The organism is Variimorphobacter saccharofermentans (assembly GCF_014174405.1).
Classification (GTDB): Bacteria; Bacillota; Clostridia; order Lachnospirales; family Lachnospiraceae; genus Mobilitalea; species Mobilitalea saccharofermentans.
On the sequence record NZ_JACEGA010000001.1, the window covers coordinates 2,418,351 to 2,443,215 of the forward strand.

Sequence of the window (24,865 nt, forward strand, 5' to 3'; positions counted from 1 at the left end):
GTAGTCATAAGTAATATCTAATATTTATTCTTAGTCATAGTTTACAACTATGGATGCACATTAATTTCTAACCCAGACTTGAACTCCACCACTAACCTGTCATCATATACCGTTGCTTTTTCAACTAGTTTTCTAACCAGTTTATCATCGAACTCCGTAATATCACCGGTTTGCGTGTTAAGAAAGTCCGTCATCTCAGCTATCCGATCCCGCTTATCTTGACGGAGAGCGTTTCTTGAAAGGGTTTCTTGCTTTAAATCCCGTAGTCGGTAAATCTCATTGACAATATTATTGTATTCTTCCTTTAAATTTGCTTTTTGGATCAACTCGGTTTGGAGTTCTTCCAGCCTTTTATCAATATCTGCTGTACTCTCATCCAAATCCTCGCTTAATACGGTTTCAATATTCTTTTTCAGTATAGCCAGAAAAGAGTTTTTTCCGCTGACCGCTACATTGATGGCCTCTACAATTTTCTCTTTAAGCGTATCTTCAAGTATAGTGGAAGCGGTACAAAACAAACCGGTGTTTTCCAATCTGCTGACGCATCTCCATACGATTGATTTCTTTCCTCGGTTATTCCAATGAACCCTGCGGAATATTTCATGACAGTTGCCGCAAAAGACCATCTGTGATAAAGGATGCTTGTTGCTATAGTTTCTTTTCTTTCCATTCTTACTTATATGCACACATTGGTGCTAGAATATAAATGGTACAAGTTAGACATGGAAATTCCTTAACATAGAAGTATAATAGAATAAATGGAGGAATGAACATGGCTATACAGTACACAGAGGAATTCAAAATCAATGCAGTAAAATACTGGAATGATCATCAGGATTTAGGCATCGGAAAGTGCGCAAAGAACTTAGGAATCAGTAAAAGTGCTCTTTCTAATTGGGGGAAAGCCTATACAATTAATGACGGCACGATCCCTACAAGAGGGCGTGGTAATTTCGAAAGCGACGATGCTAAGGAAATAGCTAGACTACGTAAAGAGTTACGTGATACTCAAGATGCACTTGATATATTAAAAAAAGCAATCGGCATACTGGGAAAATGACCGAAGCTCTGTTTCTGGAAGCTGCTATAAAAGAAGAGCAGCTTCTAGAGCAGGGAAAACGCCGGCTGAATGTCTCTGGTGTGCTGAAAATATTAGGCGTTTCAAGAAGCGGATATCTGAGCTGGAAAAAACGGCTTCCATCTAAAAGAGAGAAAAGAAAACGTATCATTAAAGAGCGGATTATCGATATCTATAAGGACTCCCATCAAAATTATGGTGCGCCAAAGATAACCGAATGTTTAAGGAAAGAAGGAGAAATTATTGCTGAAAAAACCGTAGGTAATTACATGCGTGAGCTTGGAATAAAAGCGCAGTACGTAAAACCTTATACAGTGACAACAATAAATTCAGATTTCAGCAATGAGTTAAAAAATATACTAGAGGAGCAATTTAATCCCCAAAAACCGGATGCTGTTTGGTGTTCAGATATTACATATATTTGGACATATGAAGGCTTTGTATATCTTACTAGTATCATGGATCTATATTCTCGAAAAATAATTGCTTGGACCTTGAGCAATACACTGGAAGCCAGATGGGTAATTGAGACAGTAAATAAGGCTAAAAAAGCGAGAAATGTAAGTGCCCCGTTAATCTTACATAGTGATCGAGGTATACAGTATGTAAGCACCGAATATATAAAAGCAACAATAGGCATATGCCGAAGTTACTCTAAAAAGGCATATCCGTGGGATAATGCGTGCATAGAAGCCTTTCATGCATTAATAAAAAGAGAATGGTTGAATCGATTTAAGATATACGATTATAACCAAGCATATCGTCTGGTATTCCAGTATATTGATACCTTTTACAATACAATTAGAATACACAGCCATTGTGGATATCTTTCACCTAATGAATACGAATCCAGTTACTGGGATAAACTGAATAAAATGGAACGAAAGGAAGCAAGATATGAAGCATGTTAATAGAAAAGTTCACGTTTAACTTGTACTTTTTCTTGACATAGTACCAGTTTTCATGCAGGTGCAGGAAGAGCTTATCCGCCGCCGTATTGTGCACACAAGCCCAAACGGAAAGACCAGAACTTTCAGCAGCAACCACGTGTTTGCTCAAATAATTATCTGCGGCAAATGCGGTGAGGTTTTTCGCAGGGTACATTGGAACAACAGAGGTAAAAAGTCCATCGTCTGGCGCTGTGTCAGCCGGTTAGAAAACACCGGCCTATTCTGCGATGCCCGCACGGTACTGGAGAGCACCATCGAGCAAGTGCTAGTCACCGCCATTAATCAGACGCTTTGCGACAAAGACTCTTTCCTCACAACTCTACGGGATAACATCGCCACCGTCATAAATCGTGAAAGCGACAAGCCCTTAGCGGATATCGATAAGCGGCTGGAGGAGTTGCAAACGGAACTTCTAAAATTGGCCACTTCCAATGCGGATTATGAAAAGGTTGGCGATGAGATTCACAGCCTGCGCGATCAGAAGCAAAAGCTGCAGGTTGAAAATGCCAACCGTGATGAACTTAAAAAGCGCATTGCTGATATGAGCACATTCCTAAAGAAACAACCCACCGCTCTCACCGAATATGATGAGCAACTTGTCCGACGGCTGATTGAAAAGGTCACCATCTATGAGGACAAATTCACTGTAGAGTTTAAGTCTGGGTTGATGGTGGATGTAAATGAGTAAGCCCCAAAACGAGCAAGGCACTCTACGGAATAAACGTAGGGTGCCATGTTTTGTTTCGAAAATCAAACGCTATCGGGAAATATTGAACTAAGTTTGTGCAGCATATCGTGTTTTTTTATTTCCTGAACTGGACTATCTCTCCGGTTTTTTCTTGACTGATGATTTTGCCATTGCTATCAAAAGCATACTTATATACATAGCTTACCCCTCCTATGGAGAAAGAATTTGTCATGGGTGAAAAGAAAGAATCGGTTATGCTTTCGACATTCCACAAAAGACTACCTTCTTCACTGATTGATAGTTTTGCACCGAATGAACCTTTTACAGTATAGAATGTTTGCGGAATTCCACTTGCAGGATCGCAAACAAGCAGTGCGGCAGTGAAATTGTTTCGCATAAGTTCTGTCAGTTCAGCGTTCGGGATGTCCAAGACCGTACGATTGTATATTTCGTTTAGAACACGTGCTATATCATACCTGCCTCCTGCGTTGCTTTGTTCGGGATCGAGTTTAGGAACAGAGTTAGCACTGAGATAAATATTGCCATTGTATTCTATCATGTCGGTAATAAAATACAGATCTTTATCTGATGTATACGTAAACGAATCCTCTGCAGTACCGTCTGCTGCAATCTTCATTAGCAAATCGCCGGTATTTGAATGATTTAACTGAACGAGGAAACCGTCGCCAAGCTTTGCAGTCGCTCGAATACCATAATTTCCTACTTCGGTTTTTGTGAACCCTATGGAATTTCCGTCCATATCAAGTTTTGTGAAACAGAGATATTTCAAGTCGCCACGGCTGAAAACCGCAAGAGAATTTTCGCTGTAAACAACGGATGAAACGTATTCACTTTTAAAACCGTTTGAAGTTGTTTTATCCCATATAAGTTTTCCGTCTTTGCTTATCATCGCTATACGGCCATATGTCGTATTCGCCGATGACCACGAAGGCGTTGAGCCGAAAACTATGACGAAATCATCACTTTCGAGGTATCCTTCATGCACCATATTAGGAATGTCAACGCTCCAGGCTACTTTCCCGTCAACAGATTTTGTGAAAATGACTTTATCATATACGTCAAACTTAAGCTCATTGTCATATTTCAATACGTAATCAAATTGATATAAAGCACCTTTGGCATTGGGGTTGTGGTTAAAAAGTTTCTTGCTGCTGTTACGGTAATTCCAAAGATTTTCCAAATCTTCTGGGGTTGGATTATCTTGAAAAATCTCATATCCGCCGACACTCTTTTGTAAAACTTCAGCAGTTTTTCCGTACGAAAACGAGTTTGTGGTTATATCGCGGTAAATGCTCTTAATCTCTCCTCTTGAAAGCCCTTCTGTGGTTAAACTGTATTCATTAAAGAAAGAGATTGCTGCTTTGTATTCTTTAGCCTCCGCATATATGGTTAACCCGGAAACAGTGCTAATAAGCAGTACAAGACAGGCGGCAACTGCTACCCACTTGCTGCGCAAAAACCTGCTTGTGCTTTTTTTAGGTTTATAGTTCGTTGCTTCCTCAACAATGTCAGAATCAATATTTGATATTATCGAGTACATTTTTTCGCCCTTCATATAGAAATGCCCTCCTTTTCAAGGTAATCATGTAAATTGTTCCTGAGCCTCAGCATCATTGAAGCCAATTTGCTATAACTTATACCGAATTCTTTTGCTAATGTGTTCAGCGGTTGACCATGCCAATATCTGCGCACAAACAACACACGCTTCTCCGTATCCAAGCTACGTAACCAACAATTCAAAGCTTCTCCAATCTCATTATCACTCGATGCAACCGTCATGTCGGGTATTTCGGACATACATTCTTCGAGTTCGCTGAGCAGCATTGTCAATCCACTATATCGTTTCTGTGCTCTGCTTTTACGAAAATAATCAATAGAGATACAACGCACAATTCGACCAAGATATGCAGATAATGATGTCGGTCTATCCGGCGGGATTTGATTCCACGCAGCAAGATATGTATCGTTAAGACATTCTTCGCAATCTTCATTATTGCCAAGTACATTCATTGCAATAGTTTTTAAATAGGGATTGTACTTCTGCCGTGTTTCATTCAATGCGTTTTCAGATCTCGACCAGAAAAGCTCTATAATCTGCTTGTCATCCATATAACTCTCCTTCCCCATGTTTTAAGGCCTTCACTAGTATAGTCGTAAAACATGTACTGAATATTGCATGAATTTTTGATTTTCGTAAAATAAATCAGCCAGAATGAACCAATCCTGGCTAACTACAAAATGATAATAATATCACCTTTTGGTTTATATCCATAATTTACATTGTTGCCATAATGTAACATGTTGATAACTCTGCATCCAACCTGACCACACAACCTCAAAAACTTCCGAAAAAACATCTAACCTGACCACTCACGACCCCTGACATCTAACCCGACCACTCGCGGGGCTATGACATCTAACCTGACCACTTGACTAACAAAAACCGCTCTTATGGACTTGTTCCCGCGAAGCAAAAAAATCTCATTTTTGTTTGATGGATTTTACACCCATATGTGCTAAAAGCCTTGATATATAAGCCTTTCTCACATACTCACTCTTTTACCCTCGATAGAGTAGAGCAGTGGGATTGCCACCGCCCCCTCATCAAACCGTACGTGCGGTTTTCCCGCATACGGCTTTCCGATATTCTTCTTCCTTCAGCATTCAGCCGCAAATACTTGCTAGTCCTGCCTGCAAGGTTAGTTCTCTAACCTTTGACGCATTTCCCAGCCTGTAGTTACGTTGTTTCTTCCGATTGTACCACCGAGTAAATTTAAAATTGATGTACTTCTCTATCTTCCATAACCATGGTCTTGTAAAACGCCTGGCATAGTAATTTCTCATGCCTATAATTTTAGGATTGAGCAGTTTCACCATTTCTTCCATGCTCAACAGCAGTTTGCTCGGATTCGTAAACACCTCTTTGATGTTGGCTCTCATTTTCTTCATAGCCTTTAGGGATGGAACTTGCTGTAATGTCCAATACCACTTCCAGCTTTTGTTTCTGAATCGCTGAAATCTATTGTTGAAGCCAAGAAAATCGAAGCTGTCTTTTCCGAAATACATATCAACAAGCTTCGTTTTCTCGCCATGCAACGTTAGTTCCAGCTTATCCATAATCCATTTCACCGCTTTTAGGGCTTCTTCTGCCTGTACTTTCCGTTTGCATAATATCACAAAATCATCTGCGTATCGTACCTGCTCGCCCAAGTGCCTAAATCTTTTATTCCAGACTACATCAAAATAATTTAGATATATGTTGGATAGAAGCGGTGATATAACTCCTCCCTGTGGTGCTCCAAGTGTACTATCACTATATTGTCCGGCTTCAAGCACTCCTGCTTTCAGCCAGCCTTTAATAAGCTTCAGCACCTTGCGGTCAGTTATCCTCTGCTCTACCAGTAAAAGCAGTTTATCATGGCTTATACTGCCGAAATAATCTTTTATGTCGGCATCAATTACCCATAAAGCACCGCCTTTATCAGCCACTTCGAATATCCTATCCATTGCCTGTAGTGCACTTCGCTTTGGTCGGAATCCATATGAACAAGGCTGAAAATCAGCTTCAAATACCGGCTCAATAACTATCTTTGCCGCCATCTGTACTATTCTGTCCTTAATCGTAGGTATTCCTAATGCTCTTTTCCTGCCATCTGCTTTTGGAATATAGGTTCGCCTGACAGGCTTGCACCGATATTTCTCTGTTCGCAATTCCTCCGCTATTTCGTCCAGCAGTTTTTCTTCGCCGTACGCTTTCACATCAATGATGCTGACTTTATCGATACCGCCTGCCCCACCATTTCTTTTTACCCGTTTCCATGCTTCCTCCAAAATATCCTTGCGGTATATCTTGTCATACATCGCATAGTACTTTCTCTTTCGGTCAGCTTTGGCTGTAAGGTATAGTCTGTTCTGGATGTTTCGTACTTTTTCATGGGTGTTAATAGCTTTATCAGCAATCACCAGCACCTACCTCCTCTACAGACTTGAATAAAGTTGTGCCCCTTTCCTATATGCAGTTTTGTTGTCTGCATAATCTCTGGTACTATGGGCACTTCTGACTGCCTCTTTGCAGGACTGCAATTTCACTTTCGTTTATATGCGTCCTCTTTACAGTTTCCTGTGCAAAGTAGGCTCTCTCCAGTTCTGACAAATACTTTCCTAACGTGTCGTTACCTCTACACCGCAGGGTTCTTCGGTATTGCATTTAGGGTTCTTCATACCTTCTGCTGTCTTCGCTGTTGATGTCTCAGCTCGACTCCCTGTTGTTCCCTTTCGGGAATGTGAATAACGGTGCGGCAGTATTCACTTTATGTTACGACCCGTCAGTTTGTCTGCTCTTTATTAAGCATTCCGTAACGCTTCAACGCATGAATTACTCCATACGCTGGTTACTGACTAAGTGGCTGCCCTACCTTTACCACTACAGGACTTTCACCTGTTAGCATTTGCCAGCTTTGCTGGACGCACACATCAATGTCACGCACTCAATGTGTTCCGTCCAAGGAAACATATCTACAGGAATTGCTTTATTTGCCTTATATCCCTTCTTCGCTAAATATTGCATATCTCTCTCCAACGTAACCGGATTACATGAAATGTATACCACCTTCGTAGGTTTTAGCATTGCCAAAGCATCCATGAATTGCTCCGTACTTCCACTTCTCGGAGGATCCATGAATACTACGTCCGCTGTTGCATTAAGTCCTGCCATTTGAGTCATGAAGGCACTGGCATCGTTATTATAAAATTCTATATTATGGGTTTCATTTCGCTTTGCATTAATTTTTGCGTCGCGGACAGCATCCTTATTAAGCTCGACTCCGATTACCTTAGAGGCATGATCCGATGCAATCAAGCCAATTGTTCCAATACCACAATAAGCATCAATTACCGTTTCTTTTCCTGTGAGTCCTGCTAGTTCTATCGCTTTCTTGTAAAGAACTTCTGTCTGTAAAGGATTTATCTGATAAAAGGATTTTGGAGATATTCGAAATACCTTTTCACATAGGCTGTCCTCAATATATCCCTTCCCAAAGATTACATGTTCCTTCTCTCCAAGAACCATACTGGTTTTCTTATCATTTACATTGATAACAATGGTTGTAATCTCTGGATGTTCTTTACGTAGTGCTTTTACAAAGTTATTCTTTGATGGTAATATGGGCGAAGACAGCACCAATACAACCATGATCTCACCACTTCGAAAACCTGTACGTATTAACACATGTCGCAATAGGCCAAATCCGGTGTCTTCATCATATGTTCTAATTTTAAAGGACTTTAACATTCCCCTTATCGTATTAATGATTTCATCCGCTTTTTTGTTATGGATTAAGCAACGCTCAATGGGAATGACACGATGTGTTCCTTCTTCATACACACCGGATATCGGATTTCCTTTTTTATCATGGTCAAATACTACATGAACCTTATTGCGATAATATTGAGGCTCTTCCATTCCGATGATTGGTTCCACTTTGCAATATTTTGCAATCAGTTTCTCCACTGTTTTTTGCTTCTCCTGCAAATGAATGTCATAACTTTGTTGAAGTATATTGCAACCACCACATTCCCGTAAATACGGACATACGGATTTATTATCATTTATATTTATTCTTCCAATATTTCCGTTGTTTTTCTTACTACCTATGTTCTTACTAAATGTCTTATTACTACTTGTATTATTACTACTTGCCTTATTGATACTTGTACTATTGATACTTGTACTATTGTTGCTTGCCCTATTGCTACTAGTCTTACTGCTGATTATAATATTGCTACCTGTCATATTACTACTTGTATTATCGCTGCTTGCCTTATTATTTCTTGAATTATACTTTCTAGTATTAATATCCTTACTACCATTACGGCTTGTACTATTATGTTTATTACTTCTTTTCTTATCTCCTTTGTTGCTCTCACTCATAGTGATTATACTCCTTCTCCGTTAAATTCCGGTATAAAGCTTTCCGAAGCTGTCTCTCCCTCTTGGATAAATCCTTGTTCCACCCCGAGCTCAATCGCATAATCCACTAGTTCCTCATACTCAGCTTCTTCAATCCTGCGATTAAGTTCCGGATACTGCTCCAGTCCTGACATTGGTGTATACTGGTTCATAATACTAATGTATATTTTATGCCTATAGGTTTGATATAAGTACTTCACTAAGTTCTTGGAATCCTGTAAATAGCCTGGCAGGGTAAGATGTCTGACGATTACTCCCTTCGTCATAATACCCCGTTCGTTAAATATCGGAGTCCCCACTTGACGAACCATTTCACCTATTGCTTCTGAAGCATATGAAAAATAATTCTCCGCATTGGAATACTTCTTACTAATCTGTCCTGACTGATACTTTAAGTCTGGAAGGTAGATATCCACATAACCTTGAAGAAGTCTTATCGTTTCAACTCTTTCATACCCGCTGGTATTATATACGATAGGAAGGTCAAGACCTTTTCGCTTTGCCATATCAATTGCCTGGATAATCTGTGGCACATAATGGCTGGGAGTTACGAGATTAATGTTATTGGCCCCTTTCTCCTGAAGCTCAATAAATATATCTGACATCCGCTCTATAGTAATCTTCCTGCCCGCTAAGCCTTTTGCTATATTATGGTTTTGACAATATACACATCCTAAGGAACAGCCGGAAAAGAATACGGTACCAGAGCCTTCCTCTCCAGATATACAGGGTTCTTCCCAGAAGTGTAGAGCTGCCCGGGCTACCATCATTTCATCCGTTGATCTGCATACTCCGACTTGTCCCTGACTTCGATCTACACCACACTCTCTGGGGCAAAGAGTACATTCCTTCATTAATAAATCTATATCCATAATAATTCCCTTAATAATTCCCTTAATAATTCCCTTAATAATTCCCTTAATAATTCTCTTAATCATTCTCTTAATCATTCATTACTCACTATATTAAGCTTTCTACATTGTACTCTAATTATTTTTAAAATACAATTGCTAAGTGACATATGATATTAAGCTATTTCTTAATAGATATACGATTACTCACCGTAAGAAACCCTCCATATATAAATGGAGGCTACGGAACCATAGGGTGAATATCTTTGCCTATACTCCATAAACTGCTCTTTTGTAAGCTCCTCAAGTTCATGAAGCATCATCAGTCCTCGCCGGATCGCGATATCACCATAACTCATAATATCGGGACGCTCCATTGAGTTTAATAGCAGCTGTTCCGCTGTCCATACTCCGATTCCATCCAATGAGGATAATCGTTTTATAACCTCTTCATCCGGCAAATGGTACAGGATCTCCAGATCAAATTCACCATTTGCGATGACTCTTGCTGTTGACTTGATATATTCTGCTTTCTTCGACTGCATACCGCATCGCTGAATTTCCTCCGTAGGTATTTCGTTAATATAGGACGGCGTTATCTCCATAAAACGTTCCTGCATTCTTGCCCAGATCGTCTTAGCTGCTTTTAACGAAATTTGCTGTCCGATGATCGCATAGATCAAGGCAGGAAACAGTTCCGGTATTATGACACGATCAATCTTTCCAATCCGATCTATGGCTTCTCCTAGTTTGCGATCTACACTTCTTAGATAATTCATTTCTTTCTCACCATATTCAAATATTTTTGTAGGAACCCTTGCCATCTTTATTTACCTCATTTTAAAATCTTATCCATATTCTTCGAATAAACGGCATAAAAAATACACATCGGTTATGCAAAGAATAAGTGCATTATCTACCGATGTGTTTTCATGAGATAGCATATTATCACGCGTCCAACAAAAGAAAGAACGCTCCGTTATCATACTTAATAAATCCGTTACTATATCACTATGAGTTCCATTATTTTATCTTAATGAACTCCATTACTTCATTTAATGGACTACATTATTTTATCTTAATGAACTCCATTATTTCTTTTAATGGACTCCGTTATTTTATCTTAATGAATTTACGTGTAATGTTCACTGCTAATTTATAGAATACCCCTTCCATCTCCTTTTTCACCGTCTTAAGCTCCTTCCGAATCTCAATTTTCTGCGGACAATGCTTCTCACATTTTCCACATTCGGTACAAAGCGAGGCAAATGCAGGCTTTTTTGAAACGACTCCAAGGGTTTGCATATATTTAAAACGGCTGTTCTTATCCTTAAGCAGATATTTATTATTATAAGCTGCAAAACACCCCGGAATATTCACTCCGGACGGACAGGGCATACAATAGCCACATGCAGTACATGGAATCTTAGTACGTTCCTGCATGATGGTTTTCACACGTTCAAACACCTGAAGTTCTTCATCGGATAAAGAATTGGCCTCAGCATCACTCGCTATACGAATATTCTCTGCCAGCTGTTCCTCATCACTCATACCGGATAGAATTACATTTACCTCAGGGTGATTCCATATCCAGCGTAATGCCCATTCTGCCGGTGTACGTTTATTATCATATTTACGAAATTCTGCCAGAACCTCGTCAGGCAGGTTCGTTACCAGCTTTCCTCCCCGCAACGGTTCCATAACAATTACCGGAATTCCCAGTGAATGCGCCAACTGAAGTCCGGACTTCGTTGCCTGCTTATTCTCATCCAGGTAATTATATTGTATCTGGCAGAAGTCCCAGGGATATGCTTCTATCAACTCAACAAAATCCGCTTTACCACCATGAAAGGAAAAGCCAAGATTCTTTATAATTCCATTTCTTTTCAATTCCTCCAACCAACTGATCACTCCAATCGAGACCATCCGATCAAAGGTTGTCTTATCAGGCAGCATATGAAGCAGATAATAATCAATATAATCCGTCTGCAGTTTTCTAAGCTGTGTTCCAAAGATTTTCTTTGCTCCCTCCAGCTTACTTACCATGAAGGGTGGAAGCTTTGTTGCAATCTTAACTTTCTCCCGATATCCGCCTGACAAAGCTTCTCCCAGTAAGGATTCACTTTTTCCATTATGATAGAAATACGCTGTATCAAAATAATTAACACCCTTATCGATTGAATCCCGTATCATCGCAATGGATCTCTCTTCATCGATCGATGAACCCTTCATCGGAAAACGCATACATCCAAATCCCAATATCGATAATGAATCTCCGTTTTTCTCATTTCTTCTGGTTAACATAGTCCCCCTCCAGTCTTGTATTACCCGTGAGTTTGATTACAAATCGCGGCATAGCTCCTCCACACTTTCCTTCGTGGTTGCCCACGAAGTAACCAGTCGGATCACGTTGTGATCTTCATCAATCTCATCCATTACTATAAATTGATATTTCTCTGATAGCTGAGTTATTTTCTCCTTTGACAGAATCGGGAACAATTGATTGGAACAAGGTGGCATATAGAAGGAATAGCCTTTCGTAATGAGAGTATCCGCTATTTTCTCAGCCCTTTGGTTTGCATATTGTCCTAATTCATAGAAGAGTCGATCCTGAAATAGTGCTTCAAATTGCATTCCGATCACAAACCCTTTTGCCATCATCGCACCGCGCTGTTTCATCAGATATCGGAAATCCTCCTTCAGATCCTGATTGCATATTACCAGTGCCTCTCCAAGAAGTGCTCCGTTTTTCGTTCCTCCGATATAAAATACGTCGGTAAGTTCAGCGATATCATTTAGTTCCATGTCATTTTCCCTGGAGGTCAGGGCCGAAGCGAGACGTGCACCGTCCATATATAGAAGCAATTCATTCTTTCTACATATATCATGAAGAGCATTCAACTCAGCTTTCGTATAAACCGTACCCACCTCTGTAGTGTCAGAGATATATACCATCTTAGGTTGAACCATATGCTCATCCGTATGATAATCTAATGCCTGCCGGACTGCATCCGGGGTTAGCTTACCGTCCTTCACAGGAATTCCAATCACCTTATGGCCAGTAGCTTCAATCGCTCCTGTTTCATGAACATTGATATGACCAGTAGCCGCTGCTATCACACACTGATGCGGACGTAAGAAAGAAGAAATCACCAGGAGATTGGTCTGAGTCCCTCCTGGGATAAAATGTATATCTACATCCTTATTCTGAAGATGCTCCTTAATATATTCTCTTGCTTTTTCACTATGAATATCTTCTCCATAGCCTGCATTCTGCTCACAATTTGCTTCCATTAACATCTTCATAATTCTTGGATGTGCGCACTCACTGTAGTCGTTCATAAAGCTGATCATGTTGTAGTTCCCTGCTTTCTTAATTGTTGTTTCTTTCTCTTATGGATAATAATCCGAATAAGCTTCCACTAAGCCCGAGTCCCAGACTAACAGTTGTGATAGTCCAGATCAACGTATCTTTTAATGGACGAATGCCCGGAAGGGGAAGAAATGGTATCATATCCTTAATCTTATAATATCCTGTATTTAGTATGAATATCAAAGCAAATAACGCACAGCTTCCACCAATCGCCGTCAGCAAAGTACCCGTTAGAATAAAAGGGAAACCGATAAAGCTATCCGGTGCGCCAAGCAGACGTAGAGTATTGATTTGCTCTCTATTTTGGTAAATTCCCTGACGAATCATGTGGGATATCATGATGAACGTGGTGATTGCTACTGCCATAATCACCAGCGACCCGATGAGCTTTAGTCCGTCCATAATTCCCTTCAACTGTTCCAATACCGCTCGATTATCTCGGACATACTCTATTCCCTCCAGGCTCTTTACATCAATAATTACCTGATCCATCCGTTCCAGATCGATTCGTACCTCCAGAAACGCCTCAAAGGGATTCTCCTCGAACAAGGTTAGAATTTCGGCTTCCTCACCCAGCATTTCTTCCATCTGAGTCCGTGCTTTTGTTTCATCTATGTAGTGAGCATCCTTAACTCCTTCCATACCCTTAACCGTTTTTATCAATTCGTCCACCTTGGTGATATCCATACTATCATCAAAGTATACACTAATTTCCGCCTCATCCTGAAGCAATGATATTATTTTATCTCCCATTGCCCAGCCGGTCAAAACCAATCCAAACAGAAATAAGATTAGTCCGGTTCCGATTACGGAGATCAGGTTGGAAAACCAGTTAAATCGGATTGTCCTTTTGGCTTCCGATAAAAAATAGCCAAAATTATAGATCAGTATTTTCATTTTGCTCTCCCCTTTGCTCCACCGTAATGTTTCCGTTATTCACCCGTATATAGGTTGCCTCCGCTTGTCCTTCTATCAAATGTGTAGCATGTGAGGTAATGATTACTGTTGTATCCTTATCTCGAAAGGAGGTAAGCAACTCCAGTATCTTCAAAGCATTGGCATGATCCAGATTACCGGTTGGTTCGTCTGCAATAATCAGTCTTGGCTTTCTTGCAACTGCACGCGCAATTGCCACTCTTTGAATCTCACCCCAGGATAAATGCTCCACCTTTGCTTTGATTTTGTGCTCCAGTCCAACACGAATCAAGGCATTTGTAGCACTCTCCCTCATTTTCTTCGGTGAAACACCTAGAAATCGCATTCCCATCATTACATTCTCTATGGCACTTCTTCCATCAATGAGCTTGAATTCCTGAAAGACCGGACCATAGGCTTTACGAAGCCTTCGAATCCTTCTTGCATTTCCTTTTCGGATGTTCACTCCGAAGACCTCCAGGGTACCACTTGTAGGTGTTTCCACACCCATCAGTAGCTTTAGCAAGCTGGTCTTCCCTGATCCACTGGGACCTGTAATATACACCAGTTCTCCAGGTTTGATTTGCAAATTCACATCGTTCAGTGCTTTCGTTCCATCTCGATATGCTAAGGATACTCCATTTAACTGTATCATCTTTCTCCTCATTTCTGCGCCGTTATCGCCATAACTTTTACCAATATCATACTCAATGACACTCTATTACCATTGAATTTCTAACGAGAAATTCAATTGTCCCATGGTACTTTCCACATCTGTTACTGTGAAGTCAAAGTTCATATCCTCTGCAATTTCATGAAAATCAAGTATCAGAGGACCCTTTTGGAAAAGCTCCTGAATGGATGACTCCTCCAAAGGGAAATCATAAAACAAAGCCTCTTCCACCTCATACCTCACGGAGCTTTCTCCCTCCAAGATAAAATCACCTACTAGGACCAGATGATTTTCCGGAACCTCAATGATAACCTGATTTTCCTCGAAACGAACCTTGGTATGGGAAAGCAATGCTTCCTTCTGTAGAAGCTCATTGAATCGATCTTCCTTAATTGAACCTGTCATTTCCTGAAATCCGAGACTGATGTTAAGATCCTCCATTGTAAAATACCCTTCGCTGATAATCCTCGTTATCTCATCCACAATATCAGCAAATAGCTTTTTACTGTTGTCCCACATCTCCTCCAGGTTACCAAGCTGCTCTTCATAATATTCCCTCTGCTCATTTAACGATTGCAGATACTTTTCTTGTTTCTGAAGAACCAGTTGATGACTTTTTAAATTCTCCTTCAGTTCATCGTTCTTGGCCTCTAACTCCAGGACTTTATCATCAAGAGACTTCTTTTCTTCCAGAAGAATTCGTTTGCTTTCCTCTAAGGAATTCAGAAGCTCATTCACATTTTTTGATATGTCCTTTATGACATTAATACTTTTTAGAAATTCCGTTAAACTATCCGCACTCAATAGGATTTCCAGATAAGTTGCCGGACCACCTCTTTGGTAGTATACTAATACCTTCTTCAATGTATCGAGTTCCAGATCATATGCTCTTTGCTTCTCATTAATCTCTTCCTCTAAGGTATCAATTTGATGCTGAAGATCAGCAATATCTTTATTAATCTTTTTCTTCTCCCTCTCAATCATATCTATTTTCTGGGACAGACGAAATAAATCCTCCAAGACAGTCTTCTGCTCCTCGGTGATTCCGGATAATGTTTCCTCCATGTCTTCAATCAGCTTCACATCACCGAATACCTGTGCTGGTATAATAGACACTATGAGGAGTATGAAAGTAAATAGATATATTTTCTTTATTGGTAATATTCTTCTCTTCATAACCCGTTATCTCCCATACGACAATAATCCCCAGGAATAAATTGCATGGCTCCGTTATTACTGACTCTTATGTATGTAATTATATCATTATCTTCCATAACTTACTATCAATTTATTCGTTTCTCATTTCCTGCTATTTGCAAAAGGGGTTGATTAATAGCCCATCTTAAATAAAGAGATTTACATTAGAATCTTCTGCTTCTCCCAGATAATAGCCAACTCCTCCGATTTTTACACCGTCGATTAATTCTTCCTTCTTAAGTCCCATGACATCCATTGACATCTGACATGCTACAATCTCAATTCCATTATCTATAGCCGACTGAATCAATTCTTCCAGAGATGAGATATTCTTATCCTTCATCACCTTACGGATCATTCGTCCACCCATCCCCATCATATTCATTTTAGACAGTTTAAGTTTCTTACTGCCTCTTGGCATCATTTTACCAAACATCGTATCCAGAATGCCCTTTTTCACCTTTATCTTTTCCGGCCTTCTAAGAATATTCAATCCCCAGAAAGTAAAGAACATAGTTACCTTTTTCCCCATAGAAGCTGCTCCATTGGCAATAATGAAGGAGGCAATCGCCTTATCCAGATCTCCGCTGAATACAACCAGAGTCTTATTATCTCTAAGCTCATCATCTGTTGAACACTGACTAACGATACCCTGTAGGGTATTCTTTTTGATTAGTGCAGTGATGCTCTTCTCCGCCCTTCTCAGATCTAACAGTTCATTCCTGGTTCTCTTACACCAAGCCTTAATATCCTCATAAAATCCAGGATCGGTTGCGACCACCTTAAGCACCTGACCCTCCTGTAATTCAGAGAGCTTTGCTTTCACCTGCATCAATGGTCCAGGACAGCATAAGCCGCAAGCATCCAGCTCCTTATCAAATACAAAATCCGGTTTAATTTCTTTATCTACCCTCTGCGTATCCGCTTCCACGACAAAGTTTCTCACAGGCATACCGCAGTCCATGATACTTTTTTCCTGAGGTTGCAATTGAAGAGTAGTGGCTGTTTTATACCCACCGGTCACATTATATACACGATAGCCATTCTGGGACAGAATGCGATCTGCAATATACCCTCGTAAACCAACCTGACAATACTCAACGATTGTTTTACCCTGTTCCAGCTCTGACAAGCGTTCTCTTAGTTCATCAACAGGGATATTAATAGCTCCTTCCATATGACCATTCTGATATTCCAGCTCGCTCCTAACATCTACCAGCACATAATCCTCTTTCTTCATGGCAGTTACTTCATCCCAGCTCGTAATATGGCTTCTGCCTTCTAATACATTCTGTGCCACATATCCTGCCATATTAACCGGATCCTTTGCTGATGAAAATGGAGGTGCATAGGATAATTCTAGTTCTGTCAGATCTTCGACTGTACCTCCTAATCGTATCACAGTTGCAATAACATCGATTCTCTTATCAACTCCATCATATCCTACTCCCTGTGCTCCGAGAATTCTTCCATCCTCATGGAAAATAAGCTTCAATGTGATCGGAACTGCACCCGGATAATAGGAGGCGTGTGAAACCGGGTGAATTGTAATTGTTTTATATGGGATTCCAGCCTTAAGAAGGGTTCGTTCATTGGCTCCTGTACTTGCTGCAGTCAAACCAAACACTTTTAGGATGGAGGTTCCTTGTGTTCCTTTATAACTACTATTTCTTCCGGCAATGTTATCCGCAGCAATTCTTCCCTGCTTATTTGCCGGACCTGCTAATGGAATTGCTGTCTTAAGCTTTGTTACATAATCCGTCACTTCAACGGCATCACCTACCGCATAGACACCCTCCTTATTGGTCTGCATCCTTTCGTTTACAATGATGTGTCCTCTAGCTCCAACTTCAATCCCACTTTCCTTTAAGAATGTGGTATCCGGTAGCACACCAATTGCAAGAATGACGATATCCGCTCTCAGCTTAGTATCACTATTAAGCGTAATTTCGATCTGATCTCCGGTTTCTGAGAAGGCTTTTACACCATCTCCGAGAATTAGACGAACACCGTTATCCATTAATTCCTTCTCCGGGATTACTGCCATATCCGAATCAAAGGGTGCCAGAATATGAGGAGCAGCCTCTACCAATGTTACATTCAAACCTCTTTCCCTTAAGTTCTCAACCATCTCCACTCCGATAAAGCCGCCACCAATGACAACTGCATTTTTCACATCTTTCTGATCCACATACGATTTGATACGGTCCGTATCCGGTATATTTCGTAAAGTAAGGATTTTGCTGCTTTCAATTCCTGGAATATTCGGTTTTATTGCCTTTGCACCCGGAGAAAGTACAAGGTAATCATAGCTTTCCTCATATATTCCTCTCAACTTACTATTTACTCTTACCACTTTCTTATCCGTATCGATATGAATTACTTCGCTATGAATTCTGACATCGATATGAAATCTGGCTTTCATAGCCTCTGGAGTCTGTACAAATAACCTGTCCCTCTCTTTGATCCGCTCCCCAATATAATAGGGAAGACCGCAGTTAGCAAAGGAAATGAATTCATCTCTTTCGAACATAATAATTTCTGCTTTTTCATCCAATCTACGTAAACGGGCTGCAGTGGACGCTCCGCCGGCAACACCGCCTATGATTATAATCTTCTTGCTCATAAGTTCCTCCTTTGAAAATATACAATCTCTATTTATTAACAAACCAATTGACAACAATAATTATTGAAATAATGCCTTCATAAGGGAAATCACTTTTTCATTCGTAATAGAATAATAGATTTCCAGTCCACTTCTTCTTCCTTCGACAATACCAGCTGCTTTTAGCTTCTGTAAATGCTGTGAAACGGTGGATTGTGGAGCTCCAAGACAGGATTGCATATAAGTAACATTGCATTCTCCATTCTCTATCAATCCATTCACAATACACAGCCTTACCGGATGCGCTAGCACCTTCAGTATTTCTGCTGTTTCAGCATATCGTTCTGCCCTTTGATCCATATCATCACTCCTTTTTTCATGTATCATTTAATAATTATATTATTATATTCATATATTACGATATATCAATATAGATGTCAATTCACCGACCAGACTGTAGTGTGACTATGTCACCGTCTGAACAGCAATTACTGCATAACAAAATATGTAAATTATTAATTTAGTTTAGTTGAAATAAAAATAATCAAATGATATAATTGAAGAAATAGGACAAGTAATTGGCAATGGATGGAATGGAGGATAATATGAAGGTATTGGTCGTCGATGATAGTCATCTCAACCTAGCTGTTGCCAAACGATATCTTGAGGAAATACCTGATATAGCAAATATCTATCTATGCGATGATCCCAGGCAGGTTCTCACCATACTGGATGAATATTCTATTGACATTCTGATTTCTGATATCATGATGCCGGTTATCAACGGATTTGAATTGCTTGAGAAACTTCGGGCAGATGAAAAATACGATGATATGCCAATCATCATGCTAACGTACTTAGACGATCTTGAAAGCTATAAGAAGTGTTTTGAATTAGGAGCATTTGATTACATTAATAAACCGATTAATGAGATTGAGTTTACTGCCCGACTAAAGGTAGCTATCCAGGCAAAATACAGTTCCAATAATCTGAAGTCATTACTGGAAGTAACCCGTAAGCAAAATGAAGATCTTAAGGTAATGAATGCAGAATTGACAGAAGCTAAGTTTAGTCTTGTACAGTCTGAAAAAATGGCTGCTATTGGCCAATTAGCGGCCGGAATAGCTCACGAAATAAATAATCCCATGGCATTCGTAAGTAGTAATTTTGAAATACTAAAGAACTATTTTCACCGGTTTAGTAGTTACATTGATTTTCTGAATGATCAGCTTCAAGCGACGGAACAACACACAGATACGGATTGTGACAGTATTCGAAAACGAATTCTCAATCAACGACAAACGATGAAGGTTGACCAGCTTCTAGAGGAGTCCGCAGAGATTTTTCGCGATTTGGAAAGCGGTATTAACCGCGTAACCGACATTGTTCAGTCCCTGCGAGTTTTTGCCAGATCTTCAAAGGATAGTGAGAAAGCGCATACCTCACTGCTGGATCTAGTAAAGCAGACCGTACTGATTACACAGAATGAAGTGAAATATGTAGCTAATATTATGATCGATGTGCCAAGCGATCTGATTATATATTGTAACCCTGTTCAGCTTGGACAGGTATTTGTAAATATGGTTGTCAATGCCTCTCAGGCGATTCGAGATCAAAAACGGAATGACCTGGGTACAATTACAATAACTGCAAGTAAGGTGGATCAGGAGGTATTCATCCGTATTAAGGATGATGGTCCAGGTATCCCATCTGAACATCTCCTGCGAATATTTGAGCCTTTTTTTACTACAAAGGAAATCGGAAAAGGAACCGGTCTTGGCCTCAGTATATCCTATGATATTATAGTAAATAAGCATCACGGCACGATTGATGTTGAAAGCGAAGTGAATAAAGGAACCACATTCTTCATAAAATTACCGATAATAACTCCATAAGAAATCAACTAATTACAATGCTAGAATATCTTAAAGATATTCATTACACCCGATGATACAGCTTGTTACACGACAGTCGATTTTAGCAGAAACTATATGAAAGGCACATAATTGAATGAAAGCGAGGATGAGGGTATGAAAAAGATTTTGGTAGTTGATGATGAACTTCAGATTCTAAAGGCAATTACAAGAATGCTGGCAGATACCGATTACGAGGTTATTACCTCAGAGAACGGTAAGGATGCATTGGCAATCATTGAGTCCACACCAGTAGATATGGTAATTGCCGATATGCGTATGCCAATTATGGACGGTTTTGAGCTCCTTAAAGTGGTTAAGGAAAAGTATCCTAAGATTATACGCATTATACTAAGCGGTTATGCAGAGGAAAAGGCTATGTTTCAAGCCGTTCTGCATAATGTTGCTAAGTTATATATATTTAAACCTTGGAATAATGAAGAATTTCTTCAAAGTATAAATAAGCTGTTTTCTGTGGATACCATATTACATTCCGATGAACTGATAAAATCCATTGATGATATGGAATGCAGCGCTACCATACCGGATTATTGTAAGCAGCTTCTCTCCACCATAGAAAAAGAGGATGTCAATGCAGTAATTGATGAATTGGAGCAGAATGCCGACCTTTCTGCATTACTGATCCAGGTCGCTAAATCCTCAATCTATGGTGTAATGCCGAATACAGTAAAACAATCTGTCAAATACATCGGATTGCATAATATGAAATGCTTTGTACATTGGGCCTGTGTAGTAAATGCTATGAAATGCAAGGAAACCGATACTTTCGATTCCCATATGCTATTACAGCACTCTTACCTCACCAACCGTATATTCCTGTTTCTATATGAAACCTTTCTGCATAAGCAACCACCGGAATCTGCTCTATTTGCCGGTTTGATGCATAACATTGGATTAATAATGATAGCGAAGAACCTTCAGAAAAAGGGATCTCTTTCCCAGGATACCCAGTCGGAGGTATATTTCGAGTTCGATCAAAAACAGTATCAAGGCAAGCATCAGGAAATCGGTGCTCACTTACTGGATCAATGGGATATTCCCTTCCCCATGTATGAGGTAGCATTATATCATCATAGACCCTTGGATCCCTATATCGTTAATTTCGAGCTGGTGTCCTGTGTCTATATTGCCCAGAGCTTTGCATGGAAGACTCTTGCAGGAACCGAGATAGAGTCAAATATATCGGAAGTATTTGATAAGCTGGATCTCTCCAAAGAAGAGTTTGAGACTCGTTTAGCAAGATATTTAAAGTAACATTCATATCTGATCAGGTATAGCGAGTCTTTCGTTGAAGAGAAATGTTTTAAGTATAATAATTAGGCTGTTTCGTATAGCATAATATTGGTTAGATCGCTTGCAATCTCCTATACTTATGCTATCGAACAGCCTAATGTTGTTTAGATACGTTCTGCCGTTGTTGCTTCTTCTAACTCCTGCAGGTATTTCATTGCTTCATTATTTGAAACTCCACACATTTCCACTGATGGCTTCAGACTACTGCATACGAGAGGTCTTTCCTTTTTGCCAAATAATTTACAAAGATTATCCTCTGTCAGTTGGATGCATCGTACTCCGGCTGGCTTTCCGTTTGGCATACCGGGAATATAGGAGGATATGGAGGGAGCAATACAACAGGCACCACAACCCAGCCTACATTGGAATTCTTTTTCATGATTCTCATGCATCGTTATTCCTCCTAATGATTACTAAGTTTTTCTTTTTTTCTTAATTTCTCCTAACAATAGCTCAGTTGTTCCTTTCTCTTTATTCCTCTTAATGTTATTTTTAATGCCACCTTTATACAATTCACTATATAAAGACGCTCCTAGAATTAATCCACCACCTAGTATTTGAATCAGCGTCATCTTCTCCCTTAATAGAATGCTTGACAATATGATTGCGGAAATCGGATCAATATAGCTGAAGATTGCTATGGTCTGTGCACATAATTTACGAATCGATGTAAAATATAACAGATAAGCAATTCCTGTATGAAGAATGCACACGATCATCAGATACACAAAGGATGTTCGATCAATCTGAGTAATTGAAATGGTCTCTGTTATTAATATGTATGGCAGCAATATCAAGGTGGCAAAGGAAAGTTGTACTATGGTTGTATCGAGACCGGATAAGCCCTTGAAAAATTTATTCATGAGAATCACTGACGCATATAGGATTGCTGCAGATAGTCCATATAGTATTCCTATCAAATGATTCGATCCTGTTCCTCCATTTCCAACGATGCAGAACATTCCCAGTACTGCTGCCAGTATACTGATTATTTTCGTAAGTGTCAGTCGTTCCTTCAGGATTATGGGGGATAAGAACATCACAAATACCGGCTGAAAATAATAGCATAATGTAGCATTGGCTATGGAGGTATACTTATATGCCTGAAACAACAAAATCCAGTTAAATCCAATAGCCGCTCCTGATAACAACAGCAGCACTAGATTCGACTTAATTGCCTTCCATGATATTCTCCGCTTCATTACCAAGCTGGATAGTATTAAGAAAATACTCCCAATGAATCCCCTGCTTAACGCAATCTGCCCTGAAGACAGCTGGATATTGCGAACAAATAGACCGATGCTTCCGAATATGAGTAGTGTGCCTATGTAAATTAATTTTGTGCGTTTCATTATTTTCTTTTTCCTTTGTGCAAGAAGTGTTTAATGCATTTCACTATGATTAAGCATATAAGAGCAAGGATAAGTGGTACAGCTATATAGATTGCTAATGCAAATCCATTGGGATTTTGAAGCAATACAACGATATTCTTTCGTTGATCGATGTTCTTTCTTCCCTGAGTCGTCTCATAATAAGCCGGAATATGTGGAATACCGTCCACACTGTTAAAGGATTTCAGATATTGTACTACCGCATACCATTCCTTTAACTCCGTCTTTGAAGAATCTGCTTCGTTATAGATGATTTGCTTTTCAAAATCAGTAATTGCCTCTCCTTCCCTGGTCTTGGGAACGATTGACATTATTCCATAGGATTTATCTCCAACGATCGAAAGCATTTGTGCGGAATACAGATTGCAGACTACACGATAAAGCTTGTCCATCTCAATTTGCTCCTCCGTACCATCCGGACGAAGTAAGGAAGTCTTAGTCACCTTATTAAAGATCAGACGATTTGGATTAAATGTATAATTCATTCCTGATAAATAAAGCTGTGCCTCACCCATTATTGGTGTGATAGATGCATCCACCTCGCATAGCGTGATTAATTCTTTACCTGTCAGATAAACGGAAATTAACGGGTAGCCCGGTATCCCATCCTTTCCGATACCTAATGAGCTGATACTAAATGCATCTGCCGCTGTAATTTCCCCTTTAAATATGGTTCCTCTGATCGTCCCATTCGGTACTACTGCTACATCAACTGGTGTATAATTCTCTCCTTCCGCTTGTTTTACGGAATATATATAAGCATCACTGATCAAATTTCCGATGGTTGCCTCTGCATGTGTCGAAAACAACTCATCCAGTGTCTGAAACTGAATATCGGAATATGCTACCACTTCATCAAATTCTAATCCAAATTGACGAAAGTACTTTTCTTGAACAGACGCTTTAAATTCATTAATTCTATTTGAAATACTAACATCTTCAGATAAGGTGTCATTAATCCGTACCAACTCATATCGCTTAAGTTCCCATTCTCCCGAGGCCTTCTGAGTAAGCTTCATTACCCCCAGGTTCATCCCATAATTCTCCGCAGATCCAATTACAGTATTACCAATCCGGATGGGCTCCGAAAGCTTCGTATGAGTATGTCCACTGATAATAACATCAATCTCTGGAACCTCTTTAGCTAAGATCTCATCCTCAGACTCAGAAGCCTTTGGATAGGTTCCGGAATGGGACAGACAGATAATCATATCCACCTGCTCCTGTTCCTTCAATTGCTTCACTACTCGCTTAGCTTCTTTGATCTCGTCCAAAAATGTAACCTCGGACATTGGCGCCATGGAGGCGGATTCCTCTCCCATTAGGCCAAATACACCGATTTTAACCCCATTACGTTCTAGAACAATATAATCCTTAACCCCGTAATTCTCCATGGACTGCTTTAGCTTGCTTAAAGAAGCCGTGAGCTTTCCATCCTTGTCCAATGGAAAATGTACATTTGCTTGTACAATCTGTGGCAGGTATTCTCCACTTTCTACTGCCGCGTTTAGACAATCAGCCAAACCCTCGGCTCTGTAATCAAATTCATGATTTCCAAAGGTTACCGCATCATATCCCATACTTCCCAGGATTCGCAATCCAGGAGCATCTGTTTGAAAAATGGTTTGAAAGGGTGTTCCCATTGAGAAATCTCCACCATCGACTAAAACAGCTTCCGGATCCATTTCCTTTTCCCTATTAATAGCACTCTGCAGCCTGGCATATCCGCCAATATTGGTTAGTGTGCCATTCTCTATGTATTTCATCGGTAAGAGATTGTCATGTAAATCATGTGTAAATAGGATTGTTACCTGTTTGTCCTTCTCTTCCCCATATACTGTTGAGATGCCTATAGCACTAATCAATAAGATCAGTGCCATAAGAATAATCCTGTATTTATATGTTCCTTTTATTTTAATCATAGATTA

At 39.8% G+C, this 24,865-nt stretch carries 22 protein-coding genes; 5 read left to right on the forward strand and 17 right to left on the reverse strand.

All coding sequences use genetic code 11. From position 1 onward, the window contains the following. Positions 1-47: 47 nt before the first annotated feature. On the reverse strand, positions 48-626 hold the full coding sequence (locus tag H0486_RS10630; protein WP_228354417.1) for a zinc ribbon domain-containing protein: 579 nt from the start codon (positions 624-626) through the stop codon (positions 48-50). Positions 627-772: 146 nt separating this feature from the next. Between H0486_RS10630 and H0486_RS10635 the strand changes: the two genes are divergently transcribed. From H0486_RS10635 to H0486_RS10645, 3 genes are read left to right on the forward strand one after another with little or no spacing between them, the layout of a single operon-like run. Beyond that, complete coding sequence (locus H0486_RS10635; RefSeq protein ID WP_178377794.1) at positions 773-1,060, forward strand: transposase; 288 nt, start codon at positions 773-775, stop codon at positions 1,058-1,060. Then, the gene (locus H0486_RS10640) at positions 1,057-1,989 is read left to right on the forward strand and encodes an IS3 family transposase (protein WP_074365492.1); all 933 of its coding nucleotides are present in this window, start codon (positions 1,057-1,059) and stop codon (positions 1,987-1,989) included. The genes H0486_RS10635 and H0486_RS10640 overlap by 4 nt, the downstream gene beginning before the upstream one ends. Before the next feature lie 52 nt (positions 1,990-2,041). Next, positions 2,042-2,716, forward strand: coding sequence for a zinc ribbon domain-containing protein (locus tag H0486_RS10645; protein ID WP_228352981.1), 675 nt, complete (start codon positions 2,042-2,044; stop codon positions 2,714-2,716). 115 nt (positions 2,717-2,831) lie between these two features. Here the strand turns inward: H0486_RS10645 and H0486_RS10650 are convergent, their stop codons facing one another. The 13 genes from H0486_RS10650 to H0486_RS10710 form a co-directional block, all read right to left on the reverse strand. Next, on the reverse strand, positions 2,832-4,292 hold the full coding sequence (locus H0486_RS10650; RefSeq protein WP_228352982.1) for a hypothetical protein: 1,461 nt from the start codon (positions 4,290-4,292) through the stop codon (positions 2,832-2,834). After that, positions 4,289-4,864, reverse strand: a complete 576-nt coding sequence (locus H0486_RS10655; RefSeq protein WP_091686760.1) for an RNA polymerase sigma factor — start codon at positions 4,862-4,864, stop codon at positions 4,289-4,291. The genes H0486_RS10650 and H0486_RS10655 overlap by 4 nt, the downstream gene beginning before the upstream one ends. 537 nt (positions 4,865-5,401) lie before the next feature. Further along, positions 5,402-6,700, reverse strand: a complete 1,299-nt coding sequence (ltrA, locus tag H0486_RS10660) for a group II intron reverse transcriptase/maturase (protein ID WP_128706591.1) — start codon at positions 6,698-6,700, stop codon at positions 5,402-5,404. Between the two features lie 478 nt (positions 6,701-7,178). Further along, positions 7,179-8,666 carry a 23S rRNA (uracil(1939)-C(5))-methyltransferase RlmD gene (rlmD, locus tag H0486_RS10665; protein WP_228352983.1) on the reverse strand — a complete coding sequence of 496 codons (1,488 nt, stop codon included), beginning with the start codon at positions 8,664-8,666 and terminating at the stop codon, positions 7,179-7,181. A gap of 5 nt (positions 8,667-8,671) precedes the next feature. Further along, entirely contained in the window at positions 8,672-9,559 is an 888-nt protein-coding gene (locus H0486_RS10670) for a radical SAM protein (RefSeq protein ID WP_334298905.1), read from the reverse strand. Positions 9,560-9,759: 200 nt separating this feature from the next. Beyond that, a complete protein-coding gene (locus tag H0486_RS10675) occupies positions 9,760-10,380 on the reverse strand; it encodes a DNA-3-methyladenine glycosylase family protein (RefSeq protein ID WP_228352984.1) in 621 nt (206 codons plus the stop codon). 289 nt (positions 10,381-10,669) lie between these two features. Beyond that, a complete protein-coding gene (locus H0486_RS10680) occupies positions 10,670-11,860 on the reverse strand; it encodes an aldo/keto reductase (protein ID WP_228352985.1) in 1,191 nt (396 codons plus the stop codon). A gap of 36 nt (positions 11,861-11,896) precedes the next feature. After that, positions 11,897-12,910 (reverse strand): threonine aldolase family protein, encoded by a 1,014-nt coding sequence (locus H0486_RS10685; RefSeq protein ID WP_228352986.1) that lies wholly within the window; start codon positions 12,908-12,910, stop codon positions 11,897-11,899. 19 nt (positions 12,911-12,929) lie between these two features. Further along, a complete protein-coding gene (locus H0486_RS10690) occupies positions 12,930-13,826 on the reverse strand; it encodes a cell division protein FtsX (protein ID WP_228352987.1) in 897 nt (298 codons plus the stop codon). Then, entirely contained in the window at positions 13,807-14,499 is a 693-nt protein-coding gene (locus H0486_RS10695) for a cell division ATP-binding protein FtsE (protein WP_228352988.1), read from the reverse strand. Before H0486_RS10695 ends, H0486_RS10690 begins: the two co-directional genes overlap by 20 nt. A gap of 66 nt (positions 14,500-14,565) precedes the next feature. Further along, the gene (locus H0486_RS10700) at positions 14,566-15,693 is read right to left on the reverse strand and encodes a coiled-coil domain-containing protein (RefSeq protein WP_228352989.1); all 1,128 of its coding nucleotides are present in this window, start codon (positions 15,691-15,693) and stop codon (positions 14,566-14,568) included. A gap of 166 nt (positions 15,694-15,859) precedes the next feature. Beyond that, positions 15,860-18,340, reverse strand: a complete 2,481-nt coding sequence (locus H0486_RS10705; RefSeq protein WP_228352990.1) for a DsrE/DsrF/DrsH-like family protein — start codon at positions 18,338-18,340, stop codon at positions 15,860-15,862. 60 nt (positions 18,341-18,400) lie between these two features. Next, positions 18,401-18,679, reverse strand: a complete 279-nt coding sequence (locus H0486_RS10710) for an ArsR/SmtB family transcription factor (protein WP_228352991.1) — start codon at positions 18,677-18,679, stop codon at positions 18,401-18,403. A 245-nt stretch (positions 18,680-18,924) separates the two neighbouring features. Here H0486_RS10710 and H0486_RS10715 point away from each other — a divergent pair, with 245 nt between their 5' ends. Both H0486_RS10715 and H0486_RS10720 read left to right on the forward strand, forming a co-directional pair. Beyond that, positions 18,925-20,214 carry a sensor histidine kinase gene (locus tag H0486_RS10715; RefSeq protein ID WP_228352992.1) on the forward strand — a complete coding sequence of 430 codons (1,290 nt, stop codon included), beginning with the start codon at positions 18,925-18,927 and terminating at the stop codon, positions 20,212-20,214. 135 nt (positions 20,215-20,349) lie between these two features. Further along, complete coding sequence (locus H0486_RS10720; protein WP_228352993.1) at positions 20,350-21,507, forward strand: HDOD domain-containing protein; 1,158 nt, start codon at positions 20,350-20,352, stop codon at positions 21,505-21,507. Positions 21,508-21,650: 143 nt separating this feature from the next. Here the strand turns inward: H0486_RS10720 and H0486_RS10725 are convergent, their stop codons facing one another. From H0486_RS10725 to H0486_RS10735, 3 genes are read right to left on the reverse strand one after another with little or no spacing between them, the layout of a single operon-like run. Beyond that, the gene (locus H0486_RS10725; RefSeq protein ID WP_228352994.1) at positions 21,651-21,938 is read right to left on the reverse strand and encodes a YkgJ family cysteine cluster protein; all 288 of its coding nucleotides are present in this window, start codon (positions 21,936-21,938) and stop codon (positions 21,651-21,653) included. Between the two features lie 21 nt (positions 21,939-21,959). Next, positions 21,960-22,898 (reverse strand): DMT family transporter, encoded by a 939-nt coding sequence (locus tag H0486_RS10730; protein WP_228352995.1) that lies wholly within the window; start codon positions 22,896-22,898, stop codon positions 21,960-21,962. Beyond that, complete coding sequence (locus tag H0486_RS10735; RefSeq protein ID WP_228352996.1) at positions 22,898-24,859, reverse strand: bifunctional metallophosphatase/5'-nucleotidase; 1,962 nt, start codon at positions 24,857-24,859, stop codon at positions 22,898-22,900. The genes H0486_RS10730 and H0486_RS10735 overlap by 1 nt, the downstream gene beginning before the upstream one ends. Positions 24,860-24,865 lie beyond the last annotated feature (6 nt).

What these genes read in the sequence shown, in the direction of transcription:
- H0486_RS10630 (WP_228354417.1), bottom strand. Translation starts at nt 626, where the DNA reads ATGGTCTTTTGCGGCAACTGTCATGAAATATTCCGCAGGGTTCATTGG.
- H0486_RS10635 (WP_178377794.1), top strand. Translation starts at nt 773, where the DNA reads ATGGCTATACAGTACACAGAGGAATTCAAAATCAATGCAGTAAAATAC.
- H0486_RS10640 (WP_074365492.1), top strand. Translation starts at nt 1,057, where the DNA reads ATGACCGAAGCTCTGTTTCTGGAAGCTGCTATAAAAGAAGAGCAGCTT.
- H0486_RS10645 (WP_228352981.1), top strand. Translation starts at nt 2,042, where the DNA reads ATGCAGGTGCAGGAAGAGCTTATCCGCCGCCGTATTGTGCACACAAGC.
- H0486_RS10650 (WP_228352982.1), bottom strand. Translation starts at nt 4,292, where the DNA reads ATGAAGGGCGAAAAAATGTACTCGATAATATCAAATATTGATTCTGAC.
- H0486_RS10655 (WP_091686760.1), bottom strand. Translation starts at nt 4,864, where the DNA reads ATGGGGAAGGAGAGTTATATGGATGACAAGCAGATTATAGAGCTTTTC.
- rlmD (WP_228352983.1), bottom strand. Translation starts at nt 8,666, where the DNA reads ATGAGTGAGAGCAACAAAGGAGATAAGAAAAGAAGTAATAAACATAAT.
- H0486_RS10670 (WP_334298905.1), bottom strand. Translation starts at nt 9,559, where the DNA reads ATGAAGGAATGTACTCTTTGCCCCAGAGAGTGTGGTGTAGATCGAAGT.
- H0486_RS10675 (WP_228352984.1), bottom strand. Translation starts at nt 10,380, where the DNA reads ATGGCAAGGGTTCCTACAAAAATATTTGAATATGGTGAGAAAGAAATG.
- H0486_RS10680 (WP_228352985.1), bottom strand. Translation starts at nt 11,860, where the DNA reads ATGTTAACCAGAAGAAATGAGAAAAACGGAGATTCATTATCGATATTG.
- H0486_RS10685 (WP_228352986.1), bottom strand. Translation starts at nt 12,910, where the DNA reads ATGATCAGCTTTATGAACGACTACAGTGAGTGCGCACATCCAAGAATT.
- H0486_RS10690 (WP_228352987.1), bottom strand. Translation starts at nt 13,826, where the DNA reads ATGAAAATACTGATCTATAATTTTGGCTATTTTTTATCGGAAGCCAAA.
- H0486_RS10695 (WP_228352988.1), bottom strand. Translation starts at nt 14,499, where the DNA reads ATGATACAGTTAAATGGAGTATCCTTAGCATATCGAGATGGAACGAAA.
- H0486_RS10700 (WP_228352989.1), bottom strand. Translation starts at nt 15,693, where the DNA reads ATGAAGAGAAGAATATTACCAATAAAGAAAATATATCTATTTACTTTC.
- H0486_RS10705 (WP_228352990.1), bottom strand. Translation starts at nt 18,340, where the DNA reads ATGAGCAAGAAGATTATAATCATAGGCGGTGTTGCCGGCGGAGCGTCC.
- H0486_RS10710 (WP_228352991.1), bottom strand. Translation starts at nt 18,679, where the DNA reads ATGGATCAAAGGGCAGAACGATATGCTGAAACAGCAGAAATACTGAAG.
- H0486_RS10715 (WP_228352992.1), top strand. Translation starts at nt 18,925, where the DNA reads ATGAAGGTATTGGTCGTCGATGATAGTCATCTCAACCTAGCTGTTGCC.
- H0486_RS10720 (WP_228352993.1), top strand. Translation starts at nt 20,350, where the DNA reads ATGAAAAAGATTTTGGTAGTTGATGATGAACTTCAGATTCTAAAGGCA.
- H0486_RS10725 (WP_228352994.1), bottom strand. Translation starts at nt 21,938, where the DNA reads ATGCATGAGAATCATGAAAAAGAATTCCAATGTAGGCTGGGTTGTGGT.
- H0486_RS10730 (WP_228352995.1), bottom strand. Translation starts at nt 22,898, where the DNA reads ATGAAACGCACAAAATTAATTTACATAGGCACACTACTCATATTCGGA.
- H0486_RS10735 (WP_228352996.1), bottom strand. Translation starts at nt 24,859, where the DNA reads ATGATTAAAATAAAAGGAACATATAAATACAGGATTATTCTTATGGCA.